Origin of the sequence: Luteimonas sp. MC1782 (assembly GCF_014164605.1) — a bacterium.
Lineage (GTDB): Bacteria > Pseudomonadota > Gammaproteobacteria > Xanthomonadales > Xanthomonadaceae > Luteimonas.
The window spans coordinates 372926-397707 of record NZ_JACJFT010000001.1; the positions used below are offsets into that span (position 1 = coordinate 372926).

24 protein-coding genes and 1 tRNA gene are annotated in these 24782 nt (G+C 69.0%); all 25 read left to right on the forward strand.

Annotation, left to right across the window (positions count from 1 at the left end; all coding sequences use genetic code 11):
* Window positions 1-3 precede the first annotated feature (3 nt).
* Entirely contained in the window at window positions 4-1020 is a 1017-nt protein-coding gene (locus H5368_RS01875) for an aspartate-semialdehyde dehydrogenase (RefSeq protein WP_182820783.1), read from the forward strand.
* Window positions 1021-1126: 106 nt separating this feature from the next.
* Window positions 1127-2932, forward strand: coding sequence for a FimV/HubP family polar landmark protein (locus H5368_RS01880; protein ID WP_343203870.1), 1806 nt, complete (start codon window positions 1127-1129; stop codon window positions 2930-2932).
* Between the two features lie 52 nt (window positions 2933-2984).
* Window positions 2985-3803 (forward strand): tRNA pseudouridine(38-40) synthase TruA, encoded by an 819-nt coding sequence (gene truA, locus H5368_RS01885; RefSeq protein ID WP_182820785.1) that lies wholly within the window; start codon window positions 2985-2987, stop codon window positions 3801-3803.
* 12 nt (window positions 3804-3815) lie between these two features.
* Entirely contained in the window at window positions 3816-4502 is a 687-nt protein-coding gene (locus H5368_RS01890; RefSeq protein ID WP_182820787.1) for a phosphoribosylanthranilate isomerase, read from the forward strand.
* A complete protein-coding gene (trpB, locus tag H5368_RS01895; RefSeq protein ID WP_182820789.1) occupies window positions 4499-5713 on the forward strand; it encodes a tryptophan synthase subunit beta in 1215 nt (404 codons plus the stop codon). The genes H5368_RS01890 and trpB overlap by 4 nt, the downstream gene beginning before the upstream one ends.
* An 8-nt stretch (window positions 5714-5721) precedes the next feature.
* A complete protein-coding gene (trpA, locus tag H5368_RS01900; protein WP_182823661.1) occupies window positions 5722-6546 on the forward strand; it encodes a tryptophan synthase subunit alpha in 825 nt (274 codons plus the stop codon).
* A 46-nt stretch (window positions 6547-6592) separates the two neighbouring features.
* On the forward strand, window positions 6593-7483 hold the full coding sequence (accD, locus tag H5368_RS01905; protein ID WP_182820791.1) for an acetyl-CoA carboxylase, carboxyltransferase subunit beta: 891 nt from the start codon (window positions 6593-6595) through the stop codon (window positions 7481-7483).
* Complete coding sequence (gene glmM / locus H5368_RS01910; RefSeq protein ID WP_182820793.1) at window positions 7480-8880, forward strand: phosphoglucosamine mutase; 1401 nt, start codon at window positions 7480-7482, stop codon at window positions 8878-8880. Before accD ends, glmM begins: the two co-directional genes overlap by 4 nt.
* Before the next feature lie 75 nt (window positions 8881-8955).
* Window positions 8956-9909, forward strand: coding sequence for an isopenicillin N synthase family oxygenase (locus tag H5368_RS01915; RefSeq protein WP_182820795.1), 954 nt, complete (start codon window positions 8956-8958; stop codon window positions 9907-9909).
* A gap of 65 nt (window positions 9910-9974) precedes the next feature.
* A complete protein-coding gene (tpiA, locus tag H5368_RS01920; RefSeq protein WP_182820797.1) occupies window positions 9975-10727 on the forward strand; it encodes a triose-phosphate isomerase in 753 nt (250 codons plus the stop codon).
* A 24-nt stretch (window positions 10728-10751) separates the two neighbouring features.
* Window positions 10752-11198: a preprotein translocase subunit SecG gene (gene secG / locus H5368_RS01925; protein WP_182820799.1), complete on the forward strand. Its 447-nt coding sequence runs from the start codon at window positions 10752-10754 to the stop codon at window positions 11196-11198.
* Between the two features lie 63 nt (window positions 11199-11261).
* A tRNA-Leu gene (locus tag H5368_RS01930) sits at window positions 11262-11346 on the forward strand.
* Between the two features lie 88 nt (window positions 11347-11434).
* Window positions 11435-11791: an NADH-quinone oxidoreductase subunit A gene (locus H5368_RS01935; RefSeq protein ID WP_182820801.1), complete on the forward strand. Its 357-nt coding sequence runs from the start codon at window positions 11435-11437 to the stop codon at window positions 11789-11791.
* Window positions 11782-12369, forward strand: a complete 588-nt coding sequence (locus tag H5368_RS01940; RefSeq protein WP_182820803.1) for an NADH-quinone oxidoreductase subunit B — start codon at window positions 11782-11784, stop codon at window positions 12367-12369. Before H5368_RS01935 ends, H5368_RS01940 begins: the two co-directional genes overlap by 10 nt.
* Window positions 12362-13144, forward strand: a complete 783-nt coding sequence (locus H5368_RS01945) for an NADH-quinone oxidoreductase subunit C (RefSeq protein ID WP_182820805.1) — start codon at window positions 12362-12364, stop codon at window positions 13142-13144. The genes H5368_RS01940 and H5368_RS01945 overlap by 8 nt, the downstream gene beginning before the upstream one ends.
* A complete protein-coding gene (locus H5368_RS01950; protein ID WP_182820806.1) occupies window positions 13141-14451 on the forward strand; it encodes an NADH-quinone oxidoreductase subunit D in 1311 nt (436 codons plus the stop codon). Before H5368_RS01945 ends, H5368_RS01950 begins: the two co-directional genes overlap by 4 nt.
* The gene (gene nuoE, locus H5368_RS01955) at window positions 14448-14975 is read left to right on the forward strand and encodes an NADH-quinone oxidoreductase subunit NuoE (protein ID WP_182820808.1); all 528 of its coding nucleotides are present in this window, start codon (window positions 14448-14450) and stop codon (window positions 14973-14975) included. Before H5368_RS01950 ends, nuoE begins: the two co-directional genes overlap by 4 nt.
* Window positions 14976-14989: 14 nt before the next feature.
* The gene (nuoF, locus tag H5368_RS01960) at window positions 14990-16357 is read left to right on the forward strand and encodes an NADH-quinone oxidoreductase subunit NuoF (RefSeq protein ID WP_182820810.1); all 1368 of its coding nucleotides are present in this window, start codon (window positions 14990-14992) and stop codon (window positions 16355-16357) included.
* Window positions 16354-18606 (forward strand): NADH-quinone oxidoreductase subunit NuoG, encoded by a 2253-nt coding sequence (gene nuoG, locus H5368_RS01965; protein WP_182820812.1) that lies wholly within the window; start codon window positions 16354-16356, stop codon window positions 18604-18606. Before nuoF ends, nuoG begins: the two co-directional genes overlap by 4 nt.
* A complete protein-coding gene (nuoH, locus tag H5368_RS01970) occupies window positions 18603-19703 on the forward strand; it encodes an NADH-quinone oxidoreductase subunit NuoH (protein ID WP_182820814.1) in 1101 nt (366 codons plus the stop codon). Before nuoG ends, nuoH begins: the two co-directional genes overlap by 4 nt.
* Complete coding sequence (gene nuoI, locus H5368_RS01975) at window positions 19703-20191, forward strand: NADH-quinone oxidoreductase subunit NuoI (protein ID WP_182820817.1); 489 nt, start codon at window positions 19703-19705, stop codon at window positions 20189-20191. Before nuoH ends, nuoI begins: the two co-directional genes overlap by 1 nt.
* A 3-nt stretch (window positions 20192-20194) precedes the next feature.
* Window positions 20195-20845 carry an NADH-quinone oxidoreductase subunit J gene (locus H5368_RS01980; protein WP_182820819.1) on the forward strand — a complete coding sequence of 217 codons (651 nt, stop codon included), beginning with the start codon at window positions 20195-20197 and terminating at the stop codon, window positions 20843-20845.
* Window positions 20845-21168, forward strand: a complete 324-nt coding sequence (nuoK, locus tag H5368_RS01985; protein ID WP_182820821.1) for an NADH-quinone oxidoreductase subunit NuoK — start codon at window positions 20845-20847, stop codon at window positions 21166-21168. The genes H5368_RS01980 and nuoK overlap by 1 nt, the downstream gene beginning before the upstream one ends.
* A gap of 3 nt (window positions 21169-21171) precedes the next feature.
* On the forward strand, window positions 21172-23256 hold the full coding sequence (gene nuoL, locus H5368_RS01990; protein ID WP_182820823.1) for an NADH-quinone oxidoreductase subunit L: 2085 nt from the start codon (window positions 21172-21174) through the stop codon (window positions 23254-23256).
* Between the two features lie 13 nt (window positions 23257-23269).
* Window positions 23270-24781 (forward strand): NADH-quinone oxidoreductase subunit M, encoded by a 1512-nt coding sequence (locus H5368_RS01995; RefSeq protein ID WP_182820825.1) that lies wholly within the window; start codon window positions 23270-23272, stop codon window positions 24779-24781.
* Window position 24782 lies beyond the last annotated feature (1 nt).

Consider the following 24782-nt stretch of genomic DNA (forward strand, 5'->3'; position numbering starts at 1 on the left):
ACAATGGGCAGGCAGTACAGGGTGGCGGTGGTCGGTGCGACCGGCGTGGTGGGCGAGGCGATGCTGGCGCTGCTGGCCGAACGCGCGTTCCCCGTGGGCGAGCTGGTGGCGCTGGCCAGCGAACGCTCGGCCGGTGGGACGATCGATTTCGGCGACAACGAAGTGGTCATCCGCGATCTCGCGGGCTTCGATCCGGCGGGCGTGGACATCGCCCTGTTCGCCGCCGGCGGCGCGGTGTCGAAGGAATTCGCGCCGCGCTTCGCCGCGGCCGGCGCGGTGGTGGTCGACAACAGCTCGGCGTTCCGCCTGGACGACGACGTGCCGCTGGTGGTCGCCGAGGTCAATCCGGAAGCGGTGAAGTACCGCCCGCGCGGGATCATCGCCAACCCCAACTGCTCGACCATGCAGATGCTGGTGGCGTTGGCGCCGATCCATCGCAGCGTCGGCATCGAGCGCATCAACGTGGCGACCTACCAGTCGGTGTCGGGCGCGGGGCGCGGTGCACTCGAGGAACTCGGCCGGCAGACCGCCGCATTGCTCGGCTTCCAGGAAGCCGATCCGCAGCGTTTCCCGGTGCAGATCGCGTTCAACCTGATCCCGCATATCGACGAGTTCCTGGACAACGGTTACACCCGCGAGGAGATGAAACTGGTCTGGGAGACGCGCAAGATCCTCGGCGACGCCTCCATCCAGGTGAACGCGACCGCGGTGCGGGTGCCGGTCTTCTACGGCCATTCCGAGGCCCTGCACATCGAGACCCGCGGGCACATCACCGTCGCCGAGGCACGTGCACTGCTGGAGGCCGCCCCCGGCGTGGTGGTGGTGGACGAGCGCGTGGCGGGCGGCTATCCGACGCCGGTCACGCATGCGTCGGGCCGCGACGGCGTGTTTGTCGGCCGCATCCGCGAGGACTTCTCGCATCCCCACGGGCTGGACCTGTGGGTGGTGTCGGACAACATCCGCAAGGGCGCGGCGCTGAACGCCGTGCAGATCGCCGAACTGGTCGTGGCCGAAGGGTGAGGCCGCACCTCGCCAGCGGAGGTGCCGCACGGTGTGGTGGGCGCGCGCGCATTGCCAATCGCGCCTCCGCGCGGCTAGAGTCGACGCGGATTTGCCGGGGAAACGCGTGACCACGAAGCAGCGAACTAGAGGCCCGATCGCCTGGGCGGCCGCATTGGGGCTGGTGCTGGCACTGGTCGCCGGCCAGGTGCTGGCGCTCGGGCTGGGCCGCATCGAGGTCAAGTCGCAGCGCGACCAGCCCTTGCTGGCCGAGATCCAGGTCATCTCCAGCGATCCGGCCGAACTCGACCGCCTGCAGGCGCGACTCGCTTCGCCCGACACATTTGCCCGCATCGGGCTCGAGCCGCCGCGCGGAATCGTGTCCGACCTGCAGTTCGCGGTCGCGCTCGACGCCCGTGGCAATCCGGTCATCCGCGTCACCAGCCGCGCCCCGGTGACCGAGTCGCTGCTGACCTTCCTGGTCGAGGTCGACTGGGGACAGGGCAGGCTGGTGCGCGAATACTCGGCGCTGGTGGATGCCCCGAGCACGGTCTCCGCACCCGCGCAGCCGGTGATCCAGGCGCCGCGGGCCGCACCCACGGACGCCATCGTGCGTCCGGCCGAAGTGCCTGTCGCCACGCAGGAGGTCGCCGAACCCGAGGCGATCGCCGCCACGCCGGCGCCCGCCGCGGCGCCGGCCCCGGTGCGCCCGGCACCGGCAGCCGTCGAGGCATCGCCCGGCGAGTACGGACCGGTGAAGGCCGGCGACACGCTTGGCGTGATCGCCGGTTCACTGGTCGGCGACGGCGTGAGCCGCGAACAGGCGATCGTCGCGCTGTTCCGCGCCAATCCGGCCGCCTTCATCGGCGGCAACCTCAACCTGGTCCGCCAGGGCGCGGTGCTGCGCATGCCGTCGCGCGACGAGGTCGCCGGGCAGGACATGGCCGAGGCGCGCGCGGTGCTGCGCGAGCAGGTGGCGCAATGGCGTGACATGCGCCGCCCGACACCACAGCCGGCCGCGGCCGCCACGGACGCCGCACCCGTCGCGGCGCAGGCCCCGGGCGAAGGCCCGGACGCGTCCGCGACCCGCGCCGCGGCCGCGCAGGCGCCGGGTGCCAGGCTTGAAATCGTGCCGCCGTCCGCTCCGGGCGGCCGGCAGGCAGGCGTACGATCCGGCATCCAGGCCGGTGGCGAGGGCGAGATGCTGCGACAGGAACTGCAACAGGAAGTGCTCCAGGGCCGGGAGGCGCTGGCCGCGCGCGAGGCCGAGGTGGCCGAACTCAAGACCCGGGTCGCCGACCTCGAGCGCCTGCAGGCGCAGCAGCAGCAGCTGATCAGCCTGAAGGACAGCGAGCTCGCGGCGGCCCAGGACCGGCTTGCCGGCTCCAACGCCGACGCCGGCACCGGCACCGCCGCCAGCGCCGCGGTCGACGGCGCTGCGCCGGCCCAGCCGCGGCAGGATGGCGGGATGCCCTGGGCCTGGATCGGGCTCGGCCTGCTCGCGGCTGCGGTGATCGCCTGGCTGCTGGCCCGCCGCCGGCCCGCGCCGGCCAAGCGGCCCCGCTTCGTGACCGCCGCCGCGCTGGCCACGTCAGCAGACAGCGCCGAGGCACCCGCCAGTGGCGCGGCTGCACCGGTCGTGCCGGAGTACGGGGCCGGCCGCGGGGGCGAGGGCGCGAACGAGGCCTCCGCTCCGGTCGGAGCGCCGACGTGGCACGCCGGCGGTCCGGCGCTGCCGCAACATGCGGTGGATGCGCCGGGTGCCGCGGTCGCGGAACTGGCCGAGGGCGGCGTGGAACGGCTGGAGCTGGCCCGCGCCTATCTCGACCTCGGTGACGTGGACACCGCGCGCGGCCTGCTGCACGAAGTCGCCAACGGCAGCGAATCCGCGCAGCGCGCCGAAGCACTGCGCCTGCTGGACGGGATCGCCTGACGCCGACTCCAGCGCCGCGGCCTGCCGCGGCGCGGGCCGGCATCTGCACGCCATGCGCTACGCCCTGGGCATCGAATACGACGGCAGCGGGTTTTCCGGCTGGCAGCGCCTGACGCGCGACGGGGTGGAAAGCACCCCGACCCTGCAGGGCGCGCTGGAAAAGGCCCTCTCGCGCGTCGCCGACGCGCCGGTCTCCACCGTGTGCGCCGGGCGCACCGATGCCGGCGTGCACGCGCAGTGCCAGGTGGTGCATTTCGACAGCGGGGCCGTGCGCGATCCACGCAACTGGGTGCTGGGCACCAGCGCGCTGCTGCCGCCGGCGATGTGCGTGCGCTGGTGCCAGCCGGTGGCTGGCGACTTCAGCGCGCGCTTCTCGGCGCGCGCGCGACACTACCGCTACAGCATCCTCAACCGCGCCGTGCGCCCGGCGTTGGGGCGCCAGTACCTGTCCTGGGTGCGACGCCCGCTGGACGCCGACGCCATGCACCGCGCCGCGCAGGCCCTGGTCGGCGAATTCGACTTTTCCGCGTTCCGCACCGTGCACTGCCAAGCCCCGCACGCGCGCCGCGACCTGCAGGCGATCGATGTCCGCCGCGCCGGCGAGCAGGTGGTGGTGGAGGTGCGCGCCAACGCGTTCCTGCATCATATGGTGCGCAACATCGTCGGCTCGCTGCTCGAGGTCGGTTGCGGCGCCCGCCCGGAGGGCTGGATCGCCGAACTGCTGGCCGGTGGCGACCGCAGCGTCGCCGGCGCCACCGCGCCGCCCGACGGCCTGTTGTTCCTCGGCCCGCTGTACCCCGCCGAGTGCGGCCTGCCGGCCGAAGTCACGCTTCACCCCACCCCGGGGGCGCATGCTGTGCCCCTGTATTGAACAGCGAATGCCATGTCACGCACCCTGTACCGCACCCGCATCAAGTTCTGTGGCCTGACCCGCGCCGGCGATGTCCGCCTGGCAAGCGAGCTGGGCGTCGACGCCATCGGCTTCGTGTTCGCACACGGCAGCCCGCGCCTGCTGCACCATGCCGAGGCCCGCGCGCTGCGCCAGGCCCTGGCGCCACTGGTGGACGCGGTCGCGGTGTTCCGCGACAACCCCGCAGACGAGGTGCGCGAAATCGTCAAGCAGGTGCGGCCCAGCCTGCTGCAGTTCCATGGCGACGAAGATGACGCGTTCTGCCGCGGCTTCGGCGTGCCCTACATCAAGGCCGTACCGATGGGCGGCGGCGCCACGGTCGACCCGCGCGCCATCGAGGGCGGGCACCCGGCCGCGGTGGCGTTCCTGTTCGACAGCCACGGCGGCGGGCAGACCGGCGGCAGCGGTCGCGTGTTCGACTGGGCGCGGCTGCCGCGCATCGGCAAGCCGGCGCTGGTGTCGGGCGGGCTGCATGCGGGCAACGTCTTCGATGCCATCCTGGCCACCTTGCCATGGGGCGTGGATGCCAGCAGCGGCATCGAATCGGAAGCCGGTATCAAGGACGGCGAGCGCATGCGCGCCTTCGTCGAGGAAGTGCGCCGCGCCGACTGCCACGTGGACCCCGACACCGATGCCGTCGCACGGGAGGCCGCGCGATGACCCGCATGCCCGATGATTTCCACGCCTTCCCTGACGCGCAGGGCCACTTCGGGCGCTACGGCGGCCGCTTCGTCGCCGAAACCCTGGTCGGGCCGCTCGAGGAGCTGGCCGCGGCCTACGATGCCGCCCGCGTCGACCCGGCGTTCATTGCCGCGTTCGAGGACGACCTGCGCAACTACGTCGGCCGGCCGAGTCCGATCTACGAGGCCACGCGTCTGTCGCGCCACGTCGGCGGCGCGCGCATCCTGCTCAAGCGCGAAGACCTGAACCACACCGGCGCGCACAAGATCAACAACACCATCGGCCAGGCGCTGCTTGCCAGCCGCATGGGCAAGACCCGGATCATCGCCGAGACCGGTGCCGGCCAGCACGGCGTTGCGTCCGCCACCGTGGCCGCGCGACTGGGCCTGGAGTGCGTGGTGTACATGGGCGCCACCGACATCGAGCGGCAGAAGATCAACGTCTACCGCATGAAGCTGCTCGGCGCCTCGGTGGTGCCGGTGACCAGCGGCTCGGCGACGCTCAAGGATGCGCTCAACGAGGCGATGCGCGACTGGGTGACCAACGTGGCCGGCACCTTCTACATCATCGGCACCGTGGCCGGCCCCGATCCCTATCCGCGCATGGTCCGTGATTTCAACGCCGTGGTCGGCCGCGAGGCGCGCGCGCAGATGCTTGATGTGCACGGTCGCCTGCCGGATGCCATCACCGCCTGCGTCGGCGGCGGCAGCAATGCCATCGGCATCTTCCATGCCTTCCTCAACGACCGCGCGGTGCGCCTGGTCGGTGCGGAGGCGGCGGGCGACGGCATCGAGACCGGCCGCCATGCCGCATCGATCGCCGCCGGCCGCCCGGGCGTGCTGCACGGCAACCGCACCTACCTGCTGTGCGACGACGACGGCCAGGTGATCGAGACGCACTCCATCTCCGCCGGGCTGGACTATCCGGGCGTCGGTCCGGAACACGCCTTCCTCGCGGACACCGGCCGCGCCGAGTATGTCGGCGTGACCGACGACGAGGCGCTGGAAGCGTTCCACCTGCTGGCGCGCACCGAAGGCATCCTGGCCGCGCTGGAATCGAGCCATGCGATCGCCCAGGCGATGAAGCTCGCACGCACGATGCCCAGGGACGCGATCGTGCTGTGCAACCTGTCGGGTCGTGGCGACAAGGATGTGCACACCATCGCCGCGCGCGAAGGAGTGGAGGTTTGAACGCCGGCATCGCGCGCATCGACGCGCGCTTCGCCGCGCTGCGCCAGGCGGGCCGCAAGGCGCTGATCCCGTTCATCACCGCCGGCGATCCGGGTTTGGCCGATACCGTGCCGGTGATGCACGCGCTGGTGGCGGCGGGCGCGGACGTGATCGAGGTCGGCGTGCCGTTCTCGGACCCGATGGCCGACGGTCCCACCATCCAGCGCAGCTCCGAGCGCGCGCTCGCGCGTGGCGCGGGCATGGCCTGGGTGCTGGACCAGGTGCGCGCGTTCCGTGCGCGCGACACGACCACGCCGGTGGTGCTGATGGGTTACCTCAACCCGGTCGAGGTCCGTGGCCCCGAGGCCTTCGCCGCCGCCGCGAGTGCCGCGGGCGTCGACGGCATGCTGCTCGTCGACCTGCCGCCCGAAGAGGCCGCCGACGTCCGCGCCGGTTTTGCCGTGCACGGCGTGGCGCTGGTGCTGCTGGCCTCGCCAACCACCGCGCCGGCGCGCGTCGAGCTGCTCTGCGCACAGGCGCAGGGCTACCTGTATTACGTCAGTTTCGCGGGGGTGACCGGCGATTCGGCGCGCCTGGATGCCGACGCCGCGTCGCGCCAGCTTCGCGCCATCCGCGCCGGCAGTACGGTGCCGGTGGTGGTGGGGTTCGGCATCCACGACGCCGACAGCGCCGTGGCCATGGGCCGCGATGCCGACGGCGTGGTGGTCGGCAGCGCCCTGGTCAAGGCCATGGCCTCCGCGGGCGAGGGGCATGGCGCCGAAGCGGCGGCCGCGTTCCTGGCGCCGCTGCGCCAGGCGCTCGACGCCGCGGGCGGCTCCGGGGCGCTGCGCTAGACTACCCGGCTTGTCGCGGCCTGGCCGCAAAGGATTCGAGTACCGCATGTCCTGGCTGAAGAAACTCACGCCCGCCCGCATCCGCACCGACAGCGGTCCGGCGCGCAAGCGCAGCGTCCCGGAAGGGCTGTGGGAAAAATGCGACAGCTGCGGCGCCGTGCTGTACCGCCCCGAACTCGAGGAAAACCTCGAGGTCTGCCCGAAGTGCGCCCACCACATGGCGATCCGCGCCCGCGCGCGCCTGGCCGCGTTGCTCGATGCCGGCAGCGGCCGCGAGATCGGTGCAGCGCTCGGCCCGGTCGACGTGCTGCGCTTCCGTGACCAGAAAAAGTACTCCGAGCGCCTCAAGGCCGCGCAGAAGGCCACCGGCGAGCGCGACGCGCTGGTGGCGCTCGAGGGCACGCTGAAGGGCCACGCCATCGTCGCCAGTGCCTTCGACTTCGCCTTCATGGGCGGCTCGATGGGCTCGGTGGTCGGTGAACGCTTCGCCCTGGCCGCCGAACGCGCGCTCGCGATCGGCTCGCCGTTCGTGAACTTCTCGGCCAGCGGCGGCGCGCGCATGCAGGAAAGCCTGTATTCGCTGCTGCAGATGGCCAAGACCTCGGCCGCGCTGGGGCGCCTGCGCGCCGCGGGCCTGCCCTACATCTCGGTGATGACGCACCCGACCACCGGTGGCGTGTCGGCGTCGTTCGCCATGCTCGGCGACATCAACCTCGCCGAGCCCAAGGCGCTGATCGGCTTCGCCGGCCCGCGCGTGATCGAACAGACCGTGCGCGAAACCCTGCCCGAAGGCTTCCAGCGCTCGGAGTTCCTGCTCGAGCACGGTGCGATCGACCAGATCTGCGACCGCCGCGAACTGCGCGACCGGATCGCCGCGCTGGTCGCGTTGATGATGCGATACCCGCAGGCGGCAGACGAGGACACCCGGACGGCATGAACATCGCGAACACACCCGTGCCCGACGTCGCCACGGCCGGCAGCAAGCGCCGCTGGTTCGGTACCGACGGCATCCGCGGCCGCGTGGGCGAGGGCCCGATCTCGGCCGACTTCGTGCTCCGCCTCGGCAACGCGTATGGCCACGCGCTGGTCGCCGCGGTCAAGGCCGGCGACGAGTGGCGCAAGCCGCTGGTGCTGATCGGCAAGGACACGCGGATCTCGAACTACATGTTCGAGGCGGCGCTGGAGGCCGGCCTGGTCGCCGCGGGCGTCGACGTGCAGCTGATGGGCCCGATGCCCACGCCGGCGGTGGCGCACCTCACGCATGCCATGCGCGCCGACGGCGGCATCGTGATCTCCGCATCGCACAACCCGCACCACGACAACGGCATCAAGTTCTTCTCCGCGCAGGGTGAGAAGCTCGACGACGCCACCGAACTCGCGATCGAGGCCTCCCTGGAGCAACCGTTCCAGACCGTGGCCTCGGACCTGCTGGGCAGGGCGCTGCGCACCCGCGATGCCGTGGGCCGCTACCTCGAGGCCTGCAAGGGCACCGTGCCGCGCAGCTTCGACCTGGATGGCATGCGCATCGTGGTCGACTGCGCGCATGGCGCGACCTACCAGGTCGGGCCGATGGTGCTGCGCGAGCTCGGCGCGCGCGTCGAGGTGATCGGTGCCGAGCCCAACGGCCTGAACATCAACGACGGGGTCGGCTCCACGCATCCGCAGGCCCTGGTGGAACGCGTGCGCGCCAGTGGCGCCGAACTCGGCATCGCCTTCGACGGTGATGGCGACCGCGTGCTGTTCGTGGACGACGCCGGCACCATCCGCGACGGCGACGACCTCGTCTACCTGCTGGCCTGCGACTGGCAGCGCACAGGCCGTCTGCGCGGCCCGGTGGTCGGCACGCTGATGACCAACTACGCGCTGGAGCAGGCGCTGGCCGCGCGCGGCATTGCATTCATGCGCAGCAAGGTCGGCGACCGCCACGTGCACCAGGCGCTGGTCGAGCACGGCGGCATCCTCGGCGGCGAGGCTTCCGGCCACCTGATGTGCCTGGACCGAACCACCACCGGCGACGGCATCGTCAGCGCCCTGCAGGTACTGGAAGTGCTGGCGCGCACCGGCGTGTCGCTGCGCGATGTCCTGCGCGATCTGCAGAAGGCGCCGCAGCAGACCATCAACGTGCGCTGCGGCAACGGTGCCAGGCCGGCTGAAGCGGCCAGTGTGCAGCTCGCGTTGGCCGAGGCCCAGCAGGCCGTGGCCGGGCGGGGCAGGGCGTTCCTGCGGCCGTCGGGCACCGAGCCGGTGGTCCGGGTGACCGTCGAGGCCGATGACGAGGCGCTGGTGCGGGCCACCGTCGAGCGCCTCGCCGAGGCCGTGCGCGCCGCCGCCTGAGCCGCGGCCCCGGCGGCGGTATCATGTGCGGCCTGCGCCCGCGATCCTGCGGGCGCGTTGCCACAGAGACCCGTCATGGCCGCGCAGATCCCCACCCTCGACATCCGCCGCTTCACCCAGCCGACCAGCGCCGAAGACCGCCAGGCTTTCATCGACGAGCTCGGTGCCGCGTACCGCGAATGGGGATTCGCCGGCATCCGCAACCACGGCATCGGCCAGCCGCTGATCGATGACGCCTACGCCGCGTTCAAGGCGTTCTTCGCGCTGCCCGACGACGTCAAGAAGCGCTACCACGTGGCGGGCGGCGGTGGCGCGCGCGGCTACACGCCGTTCGGCGTGGAGACGGCCAAGGACTCCAAGCACTTCGACCTGAAGGAGTTCTGGCACATCGGCCGCGAGATCGCCGCCGACTCCCCGTACCGCGACGTGATGGGCGACAACGTCTGGCCCGCCGAAGTGCCTGCGTTCCGTGAGGCAGGCTACGCGCTGTACCAGGCGCTCGACGCGCTCGGCTCGCAGGTGCTGCGCGCGCTGGCGCTGCACATCGAGCTGCCGGAAGACTATTTCGCCGACAAGACCGCCTCCGGCAACTCGATCCTGCGGCCGATCCATTACCCGCCGATCACCGCCGACGACATCCCCAACGTGCGCGCCGGCGCGCATGGCGACATCAACCTGATCACCCTGCTGGTTGGCGCGAGTGCGGCGGGCCTTGAAGTGCTGTCGCACCAGGGCGAGTGGGTCCCGTTCACCTCGGATGCCGACACCATCGTGGTCAACATCGGCGACATGCTGCAGCGCCTGACCAACCACGTGTATCCGTCCACCATCCACCGCGTGGTCAATCCGCCGGGCGAACTGGCGCGCCAGCCGCGCTACTCGGTGCCGTTCTTCCTGCACCCCAACCCCGATTTCCTGATCGACGTGCTGCCCTCGTGCGTGACCGCCGACAATCCGAGCCGCTACCCCGAGCCGATCACCGCGCAGGGCTACCTCGAAGAGCGCCTGCGCGAGATCAAGCTGAAGTAGGCGGCTACCCCTTCCGCGGCCGGACGGCCTAGAATCTCCGGCCCGTCCGTCCCCCGAGGTCCGCAATGCGCCAACGCATCGTCGCCGGCAACTGGAAGCTGCATGGCAGCCGCGAATTCGCCAGCGGGCTGGTCGCCCGCATTGCCGAAGGCCTGGCGGGTGACGCGGTCGAGGTGGTCGTGCTGCCGCCGATGCCGTACCTGGGTGCGCTGGCCAAGCAGTTCGCCGGGCGCGGCCTGGCGTTCGGCGCGCAGGACGTCGGCGTGCACGGCGAGGGTGCGTATACCGGCGAGGTTTCCGCGGCCATGCTGGCCGACGTCGGCGCGCGCTATGTGCTGGTCGGGCATTCCGAACGCCGCGAGTACCACTGCGAGGACAGCGCCCTGGTGGCCGCGAAGTTCCAGGCCGCGCTGGCCGCGGGGCTGCGGCCGATCCTCTGCGTGGGCGAGTCGCTGCAGCAGCGCGAGTCCGGGGCGGAAGAAGAGGCGATTGCGGCGCAGCTGCGCCCGGTGCTGGACCTGGTCGGCGCCGAAGGGTTCGCCGATGCGGTGGTCGCCTACGAGCCGGTCTGGGCGATCGGCACCGGCCTGACCGCCACGCCGGCACAGGCGCAGGCGATCCATGCATTCATCCGTAGCGAGGTCGCTTCGCGGGATGCTAGAATTGCGAATTCCCTGCCCCTGCTTTACGGCGGCAGCGTGAAGCCCGCCAACGCCGTCGAGCTGTTTTCGCAGCCAGACGTCGATGGAGGCCTGATCGGCGGTGCATCGCTGGTGGCCACGGACTTCCTGGCCATTGTTGCAGCGGCGGCCGCGTAAGCGGCGCACAAGAGAGTCGAGAACATGCTTCCCCTCATCCTCAACGTGGTCTTCGTGCTCATCGCCATCGCGATGGTCGCCCTGATCCTGATGCAGCGCGGCGCCGGTGCCTCGGCGGGCTCCGGCTTCGGCGGTGGCGCCTCGGCGACGGTGTTCGGCTCGCGCGGCGCATCCAATTTCCTGTCCAAGTCCACCAAGTGGCTGGCCATCTCGTTCTTCGCCATCACGCTGTTCATGGCGTGGCAGGCCACCAACTCCGCGCGCCAGCAGGGCGCCACGCAGGTCGACCTGGGCGTGATGTCCGAGGTTCCGACGGCACCCGCGCCTGTCGCGGCCCCGCAAGGCACGGTCCCGGCCGCGCCGTCGACCGTTCCCGAGCAATCCCCGGTGCCCACGGCACCCGACGCGCAGCCTCCGGCTGATGCGCCCGCGCAGCCCGTTCCGGCGCAGGAGGGTCCGCAGGGCGGCTGATAGCGATTACAATGTCGCGGTCCCGCAGCGCTGCTGCGCGGGCGAGGCGGACACAGAAGATTTGCCCAGGTGGCGGAATTGGTAGACGCACTACCTTGAGGTGGTAGCGGCTTAGGTCGTGGGGGTTCGAGTCCCCCCTTGGGCACCACACACATCGCGAAACGCGGCCGGTCCGGTCGCGCTTCGCGGTAGAAGAGCAACGGCCGCCCTCGCGGCCCGTAGCCGAGAGAACACACGTGCTGGCCGAATATCTGCCGACCCTATTGTTCCTGATCGTCGCCACGGGGATCGGCATCGCCCTGATCCTGGTCGGCAACCTGCTGGGGCCCAAGCACCCCACCGTCGAGAAGCTCTCCGCCTACGAATGCGGCTACGCGCCCTTCGAGGACGCGCGCATGCCGTTCGACGTGCGCTATTACCTGATCGCCATCCAGTTCATCGTCTTCGACCTGGAAATCATCTTCATCGTGCCGTGGGCCACCGTGTTCCGTGAGCTCGGCGTGCTCGGCCTCATCGAGATGGGCATCTTCGTGGGCATGCTGCTGCTCGGTTTCATCTATGTCTGGAAGAAGGGAGCGCTGGAATGGGAGTGACCCGGGCGATCCGCGCGATTGCGGACTCCGCGAGCAACCCGCTGCCGGAAGGCCGCGTCGACGACATCCTGCGTCCCGCGGGCGACAACCCGCTGCTGGAGCAGGGCTTCGTCACCACCAGCTCGGACATCCTCCTCAACTGGGCGCGCACCGGCTCGATGTGGCCGGTCACGTTCGGCCTCGCCTGCTGCGCGGTCGAGATGATGCATGCCGGCGCCGCGCGCCTCGACATGGACCGTTACGGCGTGATCTTCCGCCCGTCGCCGCGCCAGTCCGACGTGATGATCGTGGCCGGCACCCTGGTCAACAAGATGGCCCCGGCGCTGCGCAAGGTCTACGACCAGATGCCCGACCCCAAGTGGGTGATCTCGATGGGCAGCTGTGCCAATGGCGGCGGCTACTACCACTATTCGTATTCCGTGGTCCGCGGCTGCGACCGCGTGGTGCCGGTGGACATCTATGTCCCGGGCTGCCCGCCGACGGCCGAGGCCCTGGTGCACGGCATCCTGCAGTTGCAGAAGAAAATCCGCCGCTCCACCAATTTCGGCGAGAACAAGGTGGGCCAGCGCAATGGCTGAGTCCGCGACCGCGTTCGCCGCGCGCCTGCGCACGCGCTTCGCCGCCGCTGCCGTGCATGTCGCGCTCCCGCGTGGTGAAGTCGCCATGGTCGTCGCGCCGGCTGACTGGCACGCGAGCTGCCAGGCGCTGCGCGACGAGTTCGGCTTCGAGATGCTGATTGACCTGTGCGGCATCGACTACCTCGGCCACGGCAGCGACGAGTGGGACACCGACGTCTCCTCTGAAGGCTTCAGCCGCGGCGTGGAGGGCAAGGGGGCAGGGCGCTTCGCCTTCGGCGAGCAGCACACCCAGCAGCTCGCGCAGCCCGATGGCGAAGGCGCGATCACCGTTCCCGTGCAGCGCTTCGCGGTGGTCGTGCAGCTGCTGTCGATCGCCAACAACCGCCGCGTGCAGGTGAAGTGCTTCGCGGCCGATGACGCGCTGCCGGTCGTGGCCTCGGTCAATGACCTGTGGCCGGGCGTCAACTGGTTCGAGCGCGAGGCGTTCGACCTGTTCGGCATCATGTTTGCCGGACACCCCGACCTGCGCCGCATCCTCACCGACTACGGCTTCATCGGCCATCCGTTCCGCAAGGACTTCCCGCTGATCGGCAATGTCGAGGTCCGTTACGACGCCGAGAAGCAGCGCGTGGTGTACGAGCCGGTGACTTCGGTCGAGCCCCGCGTCGGCGTGCCGCGCGTGATCCGCGACGACGCACGTTATGCAACCGCCGCCGGCGAGGACCGCGACCTGAAGGTCGGCGCTGCCCGCACCGGCGCAGGAGAGGCGAAATGAGCGCGCATCCGCACGCCGCCGGCAGTGGCTTCGCCAGCAATCCCGGCGAAGCGCGCCAGGAAATCCGCAACTACACGATGAACTTCGGCCCGCAGCATCCGGCCGCGCACGGCGTGTTGCGCCTGATCCTGGAGATGGACGGCGAGACCGTGGTCCGCGCCGACCCGCATGTCGGGCTGCTGCACCGGGGCACCGAGAAGCTGGCCGAGTCCAAGCCGTTCAACCATTCGATCGGCTACATGGATCGCCTCGACTACGTGTCGATGATGTGCAACGAGCACGCCTATGTGCGCGCCATCGAGTCCCTGATGGGCATCGAGGCACCCGAGCGCGCGCAGTGGATCCGCACGATGTTCGACGAGATCACGCGGATCCTGAACCACCTGATGTGGATCGGCTCCAACGGCCTCGACCTCGGCGCGATGGCGGTCATGCTGTATTCGTTCCGCGAGCGCGAAGAGCTGATGGACGTCTATGAGGCGGTCAGCGGCGCGCGCATGCACGCGGCGTACTACCGCCCCGGTGGCGTGTACCGCGACCTGCCCGACCACATGTCGAAGTACCGCGAGTCGCCGTGGCGAAAGGGCGCCAAGCTGAAGCGCTTCAACGAGTCGCGCGAAGGCACGATGCTCGATTTCCTCGAGGCGTTCACCCGCGACTTCCCGGGCCGCGTCGACGAGTACGAGACGCTCCTCACCGACAACCGCATCTGGAAGCAGCGCACCGTCGGCATCGGCGTGGTCAGCCCCGAGAAGGCCATGGCCTGGGGCATGACCGGCGCGATGTTGCGCGGTTCGGGCGTCGAGTGGGACCTGCGCAAGAAGCAGCCCTACGCGCGCTACGACCAGGTCGACTTCGACATCGCGGTCGGCACCAACGGCGATTGCTACGACCGTTATCTGGTGCGCGTCGCGGAGATGCGCCAGTCCAATCGCATCATCGCCCAGTGCGTGGCGTGGCTGAAGGCCAATCCTGGCCCGGTGATGGTCGACAACTTCAAGGTCGCGCCTCCCTCCCGCGAGGAGATGAAGGACGACATGGAAGCCCTGATCCACCACTTCAAGCTGTTCTCCGAGGGCTATTGCGTGCCGGCCGGCGAGACCTACTGCGCGGTCGAGGCGCCCAAGGGCGAGTTCGGCTGCTACCTGGTCAGCGACGGCGCCAACAAGCCCTTCCGCGTGCACCTGCGCGCGCCCGGCTTCGCGCACCTGTCGTCGATGGACGCGGTGGTGAAGGGGCACATGCTGTCCGACGTCGTGGCGATGATCGGCACCTATGACATCGTTTTCGGGGAAGTAGACCGATGAGAGCCACCGGCAACTTCGAGAACGCGCGCAACGTGGACCCGATGGTCGCGTTGAGTGACGACACGCGCGCGCACATCGACCACTGGTTGACCAAGTTTCCCGCCGACCGCAAGCGTTCGGCGGTGCTGCAGGGGCTGTTCGCGGTGCAGCAGCAGAACAATGGTTTCCTCACCGACGAACTGATCGCGGCGGTGGCGAAGTATCTCGACCTGCCGCCGGTGTGGGCGTACGAGGTCGCGACCTTCTACTCGATGTTCGAGACGAAGCCGGTCGGCCGCAACAACGTCGCCATCTGCACCAACATCAGCTGCTGGCTCAACGGCGCCGAAGACCTGGTCGCGCATGCCGAGAAGAAACTCGGCTGCAAGCTCGGCGAATCCACCGCCGACGGCCGCGTCTACCTCAAGCGCGAGGAAGAGTGCGTCGCGGCATGCTGCGGCGCCCCGGTGGTCGTGATCAACGGCCATTACCACGAGAAGCTCGACGCCGCGAAGGTCGACGAGCTGCTCGACGGATTGAAGTGAGGCTGGACACCGGCATGGCGCAGCATCAACACCACGTCTCCGAAGGCTACGGCCCCGTCGGCCCCGCGCCGAAGGAGCACCAGGCCGTCTACACCACGCTGCATTTCGACAAGCCGTGGTCGTACGAGAGCTATCTCAAGACCGGCGGCTACAGCGCGCTGCGTCGGATCCTGGAAGAGAAGATGGACCCGACGGCCGTCATCGAGATGGTCAAGCAGTCGGGCCTGCGCGGCCGCGGCGGCGCGGGATTCCCGACCGGGCTGAAGTGGAGCTTCATGCCCAAGGGCAGCGGCATGCAGAAGTACATCCTCTGCAACTCCGACGAGTCGGAGCCGGGCACCTGCAAGGACCGCGATATCCTGCGCTACAACCCGCATTCGGTGATCGAGGGCATGGCGATCGCCTGCTACGCCACCGGCTCCACGGTCGGCTACAACTACCTGCGCGGCGAGTTCCACCACGAACCCTTCGAGCACCTCGAGGAAGCCACCGCCGAGGCCTATGCCAATGGCTGGCTGGGCCGCGACATCCTCGGCTCGGGCACCGACATCGAGATCCACAACGTGCTCGGCGCCGGCGCCTACATCTGCGGCGAAGAAACCGCGCTGATGGAGTCGCTGGAAGGCAAGAAGGGCCAGCCGCGGTTCAAGCCGCCGTTCCCGGCCAACTTCGGCCTGTACGGCAAGCCGACCACCATCAACAACACCGAGACCTTCGCCTCGGTGCCGGCCATCGTGCGCAACGGCCCGGAGTGGTTCGCCAACCTCGGCAAGCCCAACAACGGCGGCTGCAAGATCTTCTCGGTCTCCGGCCAGGTCACGCGCCCGGGCAACTACGAGATCCGCCTGGGCACGCCCTTCAGCGAACTGCTGGAGATGGCCGGCGGCATGCACCCGGGGCGCCGCATCAAGGCGGTGATCCCCGGTGGCTCGTCGATGCCGGTGCTGCCCGGCGACACCATGATGGGCCTCACCATGGATTACGACGCGCTGCAGAAGGCCGGCTCCGGCCTCGGCTCGGGCGCGGTGATCGTGATGGATGACACCGCCTGCATGGTCCGCGCCTGCCAGCGCATCGCGCGCTTCTACTTCCAGGAATCCTGCGGCCAGTGCACGCCCTGCCGCGAGGGCACGGGCTGGATGTACCGCATGATCACGCGCATCGTCGAGCGCCAGGGCACGCTGTCCGACCTCGAGATGCTGCGCGCCGCGGCCGGCCAGATCGAGGGCCACACCATCTGCGCGTTCGGCGAAGCGGCGGCATGGCCGGTGCAGGGCTTCCTGCGCCATTACTGGGACGAATTCGAGTACGCGATCGTCAACGGCCGCTTCCTGGTCGACGACCAGCGCGACGGCACGGTCGTTGCGAAGGTGGCCGCATGAGCGCCCAGCCGGTGAATCCCAACCTCGCGCCCGACCAGGTCACCGTCTTCATCGACGGCGTGGAGATGGCCGCGCCCAAGGGCTCGATGATCATCCATGCCGCCGACAAGGCCGGCATCCCGATCCCGCGGTTCTGCTACCACGACAAGCTCGCCATCGCGGCCAACTGCCGCATGTGCCTGGTCGACGTGGAAAAGATGGGCAAGCCCGCACCGGCCTGCGCCACGCCGGTGATGGACGGCATGCGCGTGCAGACGCGCAGCGAGAAGGCGCTCAAGTCGCAGCGCAACGTGATGGAATTCCTGCTCATCAACCACCCGCTGGACTGCCCGGTCTGCGACCAGGGTGGCGAATGCGAGCTGCAGGACCTGTCGCTCGGCTACGGCCGTTCGGTCAGCCGTTTCAGCGAGCGCAAGCGCGTGGTGGCCGACGAGGACATGGGTCCGCTGGTGGCCACCGACATGACGCGCTGCATCCAGTGCACGCGCTGCATCCGCTTCACCGCCGAAATCGCCGGTACCTATGAACTCGGCGGCATGCAGCGCGGCGAAAGCCTGCAGATCGGCACCTACGATGGCAAGCCGCTGACCACCGAACTGTCCGGCAACGTGATCGACGTGTGCCCGGTCGGCGCGCTCACCAACAAGGTGTTCCGCTTCCGCGCGCGCCCTTGGGAGCTGATCGCACGCGAGTCGCTGGGCTACCACGACGCGCTCGGCAGCAACCTGTTCCTGCATTCGCGCCGCGGCGAGGTGATGCGCGCGGTTCCGCGCGACAACGAGGCCGTCAACGAGTGCTGGATCTCGGACCGTGACCGCTATTCGCACCAGGGCCTGTACGCCGACGACCGCGCCAGCCGACCGCTGCTGCGCGTCGCCAGCAATGGCGATGACGGCGACTGGCGCGAGGCGTCATGGGACGAGGCGCTGGCGCGTGCCGCGCAGATCCTGCGCGACAATGCCGCCGACGACCTCGGCATCCTGGTGCATCCGGCGACCTCCAACGAGGAGGGCGCGCTGCTGGCGCGCCTGGCCGAGGCCCTTGGCACCGGCAACCTCGACCACCGCATTTCCCAGCGTGACCTCTCCGACGCCGCGGTGGCCGAGCCGTTCGCCATGCCGGTGGAAGACATCGAACAGGCGGACGCGATCGTCATCGTCGGCAGCCACCTGCGTTACGAACTGCCGTTGCTGCACCAGCGCGTGCGCAAGGCCTGGGTCCGTGGCGCGCGCGTGCACGTGGTCAATCCGGTGGACTTCGAGTTCGCCTTCGACATCACGTCGAAGACGATCGTCGCGCCGTCCCGCATCGCCGCCGCGCTCGGCTCCGTGGAGCTTGCCGCCGCACTGAAGGACAGCGCGCGCGTGGTGGTGATCGTCGGTGGCGTGGCCGAGAACGGCGCGCATGCCGCGGACATCCGCGCCGCGGCCGCCGCGCTTGCCGCCTCCGGCAACGGCGCGCTGTGCCGCATCCCGCAGGGCGCGAACGCGCTCGGCCTGGCGCGCAACGGCGTCCTGCCGGCTTCGCGTGACGCGGGCACGATGCTGGCGCAGCCGCGCAGCGGCTACGTGACGTACGGCGTCGAGCCTGGACTCGACTTCGCCGACCAGGCGAGTGCGATGGCCGCGCTTGGCGGCGCGCAGGTCGTGGCCTTCAGCCACTTCGCCTGCGCATCGACGCGCCGCGTGGCCGATGTGATCCTGCCGATCGGCCTGCTGCCCGAGATCGACGCCACCCTGACCAACCTCGATGGCCGCGAGCAGCGCGCCGTCGCCGCCGGCAAGTTGCCGGATCAGGCGCGACCAGGCTGGAAGGCCCTGCGTGCACTCGGCGGGCTGCTGGCGCTGCCGGGCTTCGATTTCGTCGATCTGGCCGAAGTGCGCGCCGGCATGGCGCCGCGCAGCGTCGCGGTGTCGGCCTCCGCGACCACGGTGGGCGAGGGCGGCGGCGAAGGCCTTGAGCTCGCCGTGTCGCAGGCGATCTACCGCACCGACGGCGTCACGCGTCGCGCGGCCGCGCTGCAGGCACATCCGCTCACCGCCGGTCCGCGCATCACGCTCCACCCCGACGATGCGTCGGCGGCGGGCGTGGCCGATGGCGCCATGGCCAAGGTGTCCAACCACGCCGGCACCGCCACCCTGCAGGTAGTCGCCAGCGACCGCGTCGCGCGGGGCGCGGCGTGGGTCGAATCCGGGTACGGCGCCACGGCGGCGCTTGCCGGCGGCCGCGCCAGGGTGGTGGCCGCATGAGCACGACCAATACCGCAAGCCTGGTGCTCGACGCCGTTTCGCCGTTCCGCGAATGGCTCGATGCGCTCGGCCCCATCGGTACCGTCATCTGGCTGGTGCTGCTGATCCTCTGTATCGCCATGCCGGTGATCATCGCCGTGGCGTTCTACGTGGTCTGGGAGCGCAAGCTGATCGGCTGGATGCACATCCGCCACGGCCCGATGTATGTCGGCTGGGGCGTGCTGCAGGCCTTCGCCGACGTCTTCAAGCTCCTGTTCAAGGAAGTCATCCAGCCGACGCGCGCGCACCCGGTGCTGTACGTGCTGGCGCCGATGATCACCATGGTCCCGGCGCTCGCCGCCTGGGCGGTGGTGCCGTTCGACGCGCAGATGGTGCTGTCCAATGCCAACGCGGGCCTGCTGTACCTGCTGGCGGTGGTCTCGCTCGGCGTGTACGGCATCATCATTGCCGGCTGGGCGTCGAACTCGAAGTACGCCTTCCTCGGTGCCATGCGCGCCGCGGCGCAGATGGTGAGCTACGAGATCGCGATGGGCTTCGCGCTGGTCGGCGTGATGGTCGCTTCGGGCAGCCTCAACCTGAGCGCCATCGTGATGGCGCAGTCCGGAAACGCCGGCTTCCTCGAGTGGTTCTGGCTGCCGCTGCTGCCGCTGTTCGTCATCTACTTCATCTCCGGCGTGGCCGAGACCAACCGCTCGCCGTTCGACGTGGTCGAGGGTGAGTCCGAGATCGTCGCCGGGCACATGGTGGAGTACTCCGGCTCGGTGTTCGCGCTGTTCTTCCTGGCCGAGTACGCCAACATGATCCTGGTGAGCGTGCTCACCGCGATCTTCTTCCTGGGCGGCTGGCTGTCGCCGTTCCAGGGCTGGTTCGCCGGCGTGCCGGTGCTCGAGTGGCTGGCGGTCGACGGCTGGTGGTGGCTGATCGCCAAGGCGTTCTTCTTCGCGAGCTGCTTCGTGTGGTTCCGCGCCACGTTCCCGCGCTACCGCTATGACCAGATCATGCGCCTGGGCTGGAAGGTGTTCATCCCGCTGGCGATCGCGTGGATCGCGGTTACCGCGCTGATGGCGTACTTCGGCGTGTTCGAGGCAGGTGCGTGATGGGCAAGATCCTTTCCTGGGCGAAGAGCCTGCTGCTGCTGGAGATGTTGGCCGGCATGTCGCTGACGCTGCGGTACCTGTTCCGTCCCAAGTACACGATCATGTACCCGATGGAAAAGACCCCGCAGTCTCCGCGCTTCCGCGGACTGCACGCGCTGCGCCGCTATCCCAACGGCGAAGAACGCTGCATCGCATGCAAGCTGTGCGAGGCCGTGTGCCCGGCGCTGGCGATCACCATCGATTCCGAGCAGCGCGAGGACGGCACGCGCCGGACCACGCGCTACGACATCGACCTGTTCAAGTGCATCTTCTGCGGATTCTGCGAAGAGTCGTGCCCGGTGGACTCGATCGTGGAGACGCATATCCACGAGTACCACTTCGAGAACCGCGGCGAGAACATCGTCAACAAGCAGCAGCTGCTGGCCATCGGTGACCGGCTCGAGGCCGAGATCGCCGAGCGCCGCACCGCCGACGCCGGATACAGGTAAACCATGGACTTCGCCCTTCTCGCTTTCCTGGCATTCGCCGCGGTCACCGTGGTCTCGGCGGTGGCCGTGATCAGCGTCCGCAACCCGGTGCACGCCGCACTGTTCCTGGTGCTGACCTTCTTCACCGTGGCCTGCACCTGGATCATCGCCGGCGCCGAGTTCCTGGGCGTCGCGCTGGTGCTGGTGTACGTGGGCGCGGTGATGGTGCTGTTCCTGTTCGTGGTGATGATGCTCGACATCGACGAAGAGCAGATGCACAAGGGCTACGTGCGCCACCTGCCGGTGGGCCTGCTGGTCGCAGTGGTGATGCTGGTCGAGATCCTGACGCTCATCGGCGTCAAGGCGTTCGTCGCCACCCCGTTCGCAGCGGAGGCCGCGGTGGACGGCGAGCAGGTGTCCAACACGGTGTGGATCGCGCGCCGCCTGTTCACCGACTTCCTGCTGCCGTTCGAGGTCGCCGCGGTGATCCTGACCGTGGCCGTGATCGCGGCGGTCACCCTGACGTTGCGCCGCCGCGAAGGAACCAAGCACCAGAATCCCGCGCAGCAGGCGCGCGTGCGTGCAGGCGATCGCCTGCGCATGGTCAAGATGCCGTCTTCGGTGCACGTGGCCGACGACACCCCGGCGCCCGACGCCGGTGGGGAGGAGAAGTAATGGAGTTCCTGGGACAGGGCCTGGCCCTCGGCCACTACCTGGCGCTCGGCGCCGTGCTGTTCTGCATCAGCGTTGCCGGCATCTACCTCAACCGCAAGAATGTCATCGTGCTGCTGATGTCGCTGGAGCTGATGCTGCTCGCGGTGAACATCAACTTCGTGGCGTTCTCGCGCGAGATGAACGACGCGGCCGGCCAGGTGTTCGTGTTCTTCATCCTCACGGTGGCCGCGGCCGAGGCCGCCATCGGCCTGGCCATCCTGGTCACCCTGTTCCGCAACCGGCGCACCATCAACGTCGCCGAACTCGACACGTTGAAGGGCTGACCGATGCCTGTCACGGAAATCCTCATCTCGAAGACGGTGCTGCTGGCGATCGTGCTGGCGCCGCTCCTGGGCGCGATCCTCGCCGGCCTGTTCGGCCGCCAGGTCGGGCGCGCCGGCTCGCACACCGTCACCATCCTCGGCGTCGCGGTGAGCTGCGCGCTGTCGGGCCATGTGCTCTGGCAACTGGCGGGGCAGGGTGCCTCGCCGTTCAACGAGAACATCTACACCTGGTTCCAGGTCGCGGGTTACGAGGCCCACGTCGGCTTCATGGTCGACAAGCTGACCGCGATGATGATGGTCGTGGTGACCTTCGTGTCGCTGCTGGTGCACGTGTACACGATCGGCTACATGGCCGAGGACCCCGGCTACCAGCGCTTCTTCAGCTACATCAGCCTGTTCACGTTCTCGATGCTGACCCTGGTGATGTCGAACAACTTCTTCCAGCTGTTCTTCGGCTGGGAAGCGGTGGGACTGGTGTCGTACCTGCTGATCGGCTTCTGGTTCAAGCGTCCGTCGGCGATCTTCGCCAACATGAAGGCGTTCGTGGTCAACCGCGTTGGCGACTTCGGCTTCCTGCTCGGCATCGCCGGCGTGCTGTACTGGTTCGGCACCCTCGACTACGCCACGGTATTCGCCAACGCCAGCGACCGCATCGGCGGCGGCCAGGTGATCGAGATCTTCGACGGCCACGCCTGGTCGGCGGCCACGGTGGTGTGCATCTGCCTGTTCGTGGGCGCGATGGGCAAGTCGGCACAGGTGCCGCTGCACGTCTGGCTTCCCGACTCGATGGAAGGCCCGACCCCGATCTCCGCGCTGATCCACGCCGCGACCATGGTCACCGCCGGCATCTTCATGGTGGCGCGCATGTCGCCGCTGTTCGAGCTGTCGGAGACCGCGCTGCAGTTCGTGCTGTTCATCGGCGCCACGACCGCGTTCTTCACCGGCCTGATCGGCATCGTGCAGAACGACATCAAGCGGGTGATCGCGTACTCCACGCTGTCGCAGCTGGGCTACATGACGGTGGCCCTGGGCGTGTCCGCGTACTCGGCGGCGGTGTTCCACCTGATGACCCACGCCTTCTTCAAGGCGCTGCTGTTCCTCGGCGCCGGTTCGGTGATCATCGCCCTGCACCACGAGCAGGACATGCGCCGCATGGGCGGCCTGCGCAAGTACATGCCGGTCACCTTCTGGACCATGATGCTCGGCACGCTGGCACTGATCGGCACGCCGTTCTTCAGCGGCTTCTACTCCAAGGACACGATCATCGAAGCGGCCAAGCACGCTTCGGCGAACATGGGCTGGGTGGGTACCTACGGCTACTGGGCGGTGCTGGCGGGCGCGTTCGTGACCTCGTTCTACAGCTTCCGCCTGCTGTACCTGACGTTCTTCGGCCGCGAGCGCTTCCGCGACGCGCCGGTCGACGTCCACGGCCATGACGCAGCCCACCACGGCGACGACCACGCCAACCACGGCCCGGTCGAGCCGCGTGAATCGCCGTGGGTGGTCACGCTGCCGCTGGTGCTGCTGGCGATCCCGTCGGTCCTGATCGGTTTCTTCACCGCCGGGCCGATGCTGTTCGGCACCGACTGGAGCGGCCACCGCGAGGTGCTGCCGTTCTTCCTCGGCGCGATCGACGTCGCCGCCGCGCGCGACACGGTCGCAATGGTCGGCGAGGCGCTGTGGCACGGCCCGGTGGCATTCGCCACGCATGGCTTCATGGCACCGGCGTTCCTGCTGACCGTGGCCGGCTTCGTGCTTGCGACCGTCATGTACTGGTGGAAGCCGGACCTCGCGTCCAGGGCGCGGCGCGTGTTCGCGCTGCCGGTCAAGGTGCTGGAGAAGAAGTACTGGGCCGACGACCTGTGGATCGGTGGCCTGGCTGGCGGCAGCCTGCTGCTGGGCGAGGCCTCCGACCTTGTGGACCGCCGCGTGATCGACGGGGCCATTGTCAACGGCTCCGCGAACAGCGTCGGCCTGGCGGCGCGCGTACTGCGCAAGCTGCAGACCGGGCGCCTGCCCGACTATGCATTCGCGATGATCCTCGGCCTGATCGTGCTCCTGGCCGTTGTCATCCACTACTGGACCTGACGGAAGACGATACGTGTCGAACTGGCCTCTCCTCAGCATCCTCATCTGGCTGCCGATCCTCGGTGGCGCGCTGGTGCTCGCGCTCGGCAACAGCCGCGCCAACGCCGCCCGCTGGCTGTCGCTGGCGATCGCGCTGGTGGCGTTCGCCATCAGCATCCCGTTGTTCACCGGCTTCGACCACGCCGTGGTCGGCATGCAGTTCGTCGAGGCGCGGGAGTGGATCCCCGCCTACGACATCCAGTACCACCTGGGCGGCGACGGCATCTCGGTCGCGCTGATCATCCTCACCACGCTGGTCACCGCGCTGGTGCTGGTCGGTGCCTGGACCTCGATCGACAAGCGCGTCAACCAGTATTACGCCGCCATGCTGATCCTCGAGGGCCTGATGATCGGCGTGTTCTCGGCGGTCGACGCCATGCTCTTCTACGTGTTCTTCGAAGGCATGCTGATCCCGATGTTCATCATCATCGGCGTCTGGGGCGGCCCGCGGCGCGTGTACGCGTCGGTGAAGTTCTTCCTGTACACCTTCCTCGGCTCGGTGTTCATGCTGGTCGGGCTGATCTACCTGTACCTGAAGGCCGGCAGTTGGCAGCTGCCCGACCTGTACGCGCTTCCGCTGGATGCCACCGAGCAGGCCTGGCTGTTCTTCGCCTTCCTGATCGCGTTCGCGGTCAAGGTGCCGATGTTCCCGGTGCACACGTGGTTGCCGGATGCGCACGTCGAGGCGCCGACCGGCGGCTCGGTGATTCTGGCGGCGATCATGCTGAAGATCGGCGGCTACGGGTTCCTGCGCTTCAGCCTGCCGATCGTGCCCGACGCCGGCCACGAGTGGGCCTGGTTGATGATCGCGCTGTCGCTGATCGCCGTGGTCTACGTGGGCATGGTGGCGCTGGTGCAGGACGACATGAAGAAGCTCATCGCCTATTCGTCGGTCGCGCACATGGGCTTCGTGACCCTGGGCACCTTCATCGCCTTCGCGCTGGTGCGCGATGTCGGCAACACCGATGCGGCGCAGCTCGGCCTGCAGGGTGCGATGGTGCAGATGGTCTCGCACGGCTTCATCTCCGGCGCGATGTTCAGCTGTGTCGGCGTGCTCTACGACCGCATGCACACGCGCATGATCCGCGACTACGGCGGCGTGGCCAACGTGATGCCTTGGTTCGCCGTGCTGTTCGTGTTCTTCGGCATGGCCAACGCCGGCCTGCCGGGCACCTCGGGCTTCGTGGGCGAATTCATGATCGTGCTGGCGTCGTTCCAGCACCACCCGCTGATCGCCTTCACCGCCGCGCTCACGCTCATCATCAGCGCCGGGTACACCCTGTGGCTGGTCAAGCGCGTGCTGTACGGCGAGATCGGCAATGCCCATGTCGCCGGGCTGAAGGATATCAACGGCCGCGAGATCCTGGTGTTGGGCGTGTTCGCCGCCGGCGTGCTGCTCATTGGCGTGTGGCCGAAGCCCCTGATCGACCTGATGGAACCGTCCATCGCGCAACTGGCGAGCGTGCTCGCCAACAGCAAGCTTTGAG

Bases quoted from the DNA above. Each gene is read 5' to 3' on its own strand.
- tpiA (WP_182820797.1), top strand. From the start codon at position 9,975: ATGCGCCAACGCATCGTCGCCGGCAACTGGAAGCTGCATGGCAGCCGC.
- H5368_RS01945 (WP_182820805.1), top strand. From the start codon at position 12,362: ATGGCTGAGTCCGCGACCGCGTTCGCCGCGCGCCTGCGCACGCGCTTC.
- nuoF (WP_182820810.1), top strand. From the start codon at position 14,990: ATGGCGCAGCATCAACACCACGTCTCCGAAGGCTACGGCCCCGTCGGC.
- nuoE (WP_182820808.1), top strand. From the start codon at position 14,448: ATGAGAGCCACCGGCAACTTCGAGAACGCGCGCAACGTGGACCCGATG.
- H5368_RS01950 (WP_182820806.1), top strand. From the start codon at position 13,141: ATGAGCGCGCATCCGCACGCCGCCGGCAGTGGCTTCGCCAGCAATCCC.
- glmM (WP_182820793.1), top strand. From the start codon at position 7,480: ATGAACATCGCGAACACACCCGTGCCCGACGTCGCCACGGCCGGCAGC.
- nuoL (WP_182820823.1), top strand. From the start codon at position 21,172: ATGCCTGTCACGGAAATCCTCATCTCGAAGACGGTGCTGCTGGCGATC.
- nuoH (WP_182820814.1), top strand. From the start codon at position 18,603: ATGAGCACGACCAATACCGCAAGCCTGGTGCTCGACGCCGTTTCGCCG.
- H5368_RS01890 (WP_182820787.1), top strand. From the start codon at position 3,816: ATGTCACGCACCCTGTACCGCACCCGCATCAAGTTCTGTGGCCTGACC.
- H5368_RS01915 (WP_182820795.1), top strand. From the start codon at position 8,956: ATGGCCGCGCAGATCCCCACCCTCGACATCCGCCGCTTCACCCAGCCG.
- nuoI (WP_182820817.1), top strand. From the start codon at position 19,703: ATGGGCAAGATCCTTTCCTGGGCGAAGAGCCTGCTGCTGCTGGAGATG.
- nuoK (WP_182820821.1), top strand. From the start codon at position 20,845: ATGGAGTTCCTGGGACAGGGCCTGGCCCTCGGCCACTACCTGGCGCTC.
- truA (WP_182820785.1), top strand. From the start codon at position 2,985: ATGCGCTACGCCCTGGGCATCGAATACGACGGCAGCGGGTTTTCCGGC.
- secG (WP_182820799.1), top strand. From the start codon at position 10,752: ATGCTTCCCCTCATCCTCAACGTGGTCTTCGTGCTCATCGCCATCGCG.
- accD (WP_182820791.1), top strand. From the start codon at position 6,593: ATGTCCTGGCTGAAGAAACTCACGCCCGCCCGCATCCGCACCGACAGC.
- trpB (WP_182820789.1), top strand. From the start codon at position 4,499: ATGACCCGCATGCCCGATGATTTCCACGCCTTCCCTGACGCGCAGGGC.
- H5368_RS01980 (WP_182820819.1), top strand. From the start codon at position 20,195: ATGGACTTCGCCCTTCTCGCTTTCCTGGCATTCGCCGCGGTCACCGTG.
- H5368_RS01875 (WP_182820783.1), top strand. From the start codon at position 4: ATGGGCAGGCAGTACAGGGTGGCGGTGGTCGGTGCGACCGGCGTGGTG.
- H5368_RS01940 (WP_182820803.1), top strand. From the start codon at position 11,782: ATGGGAGTGACCCGGGCGATCCGCGCGATTGCGGACTCCGCGAGCAAC.
- nuoG (WP_182820812.1), top strand. From the start codon at position 16,354: ATGAGCGCCCAGCCGGTGAATCCCAACCTCGCGCCCGACCAGGTCACC.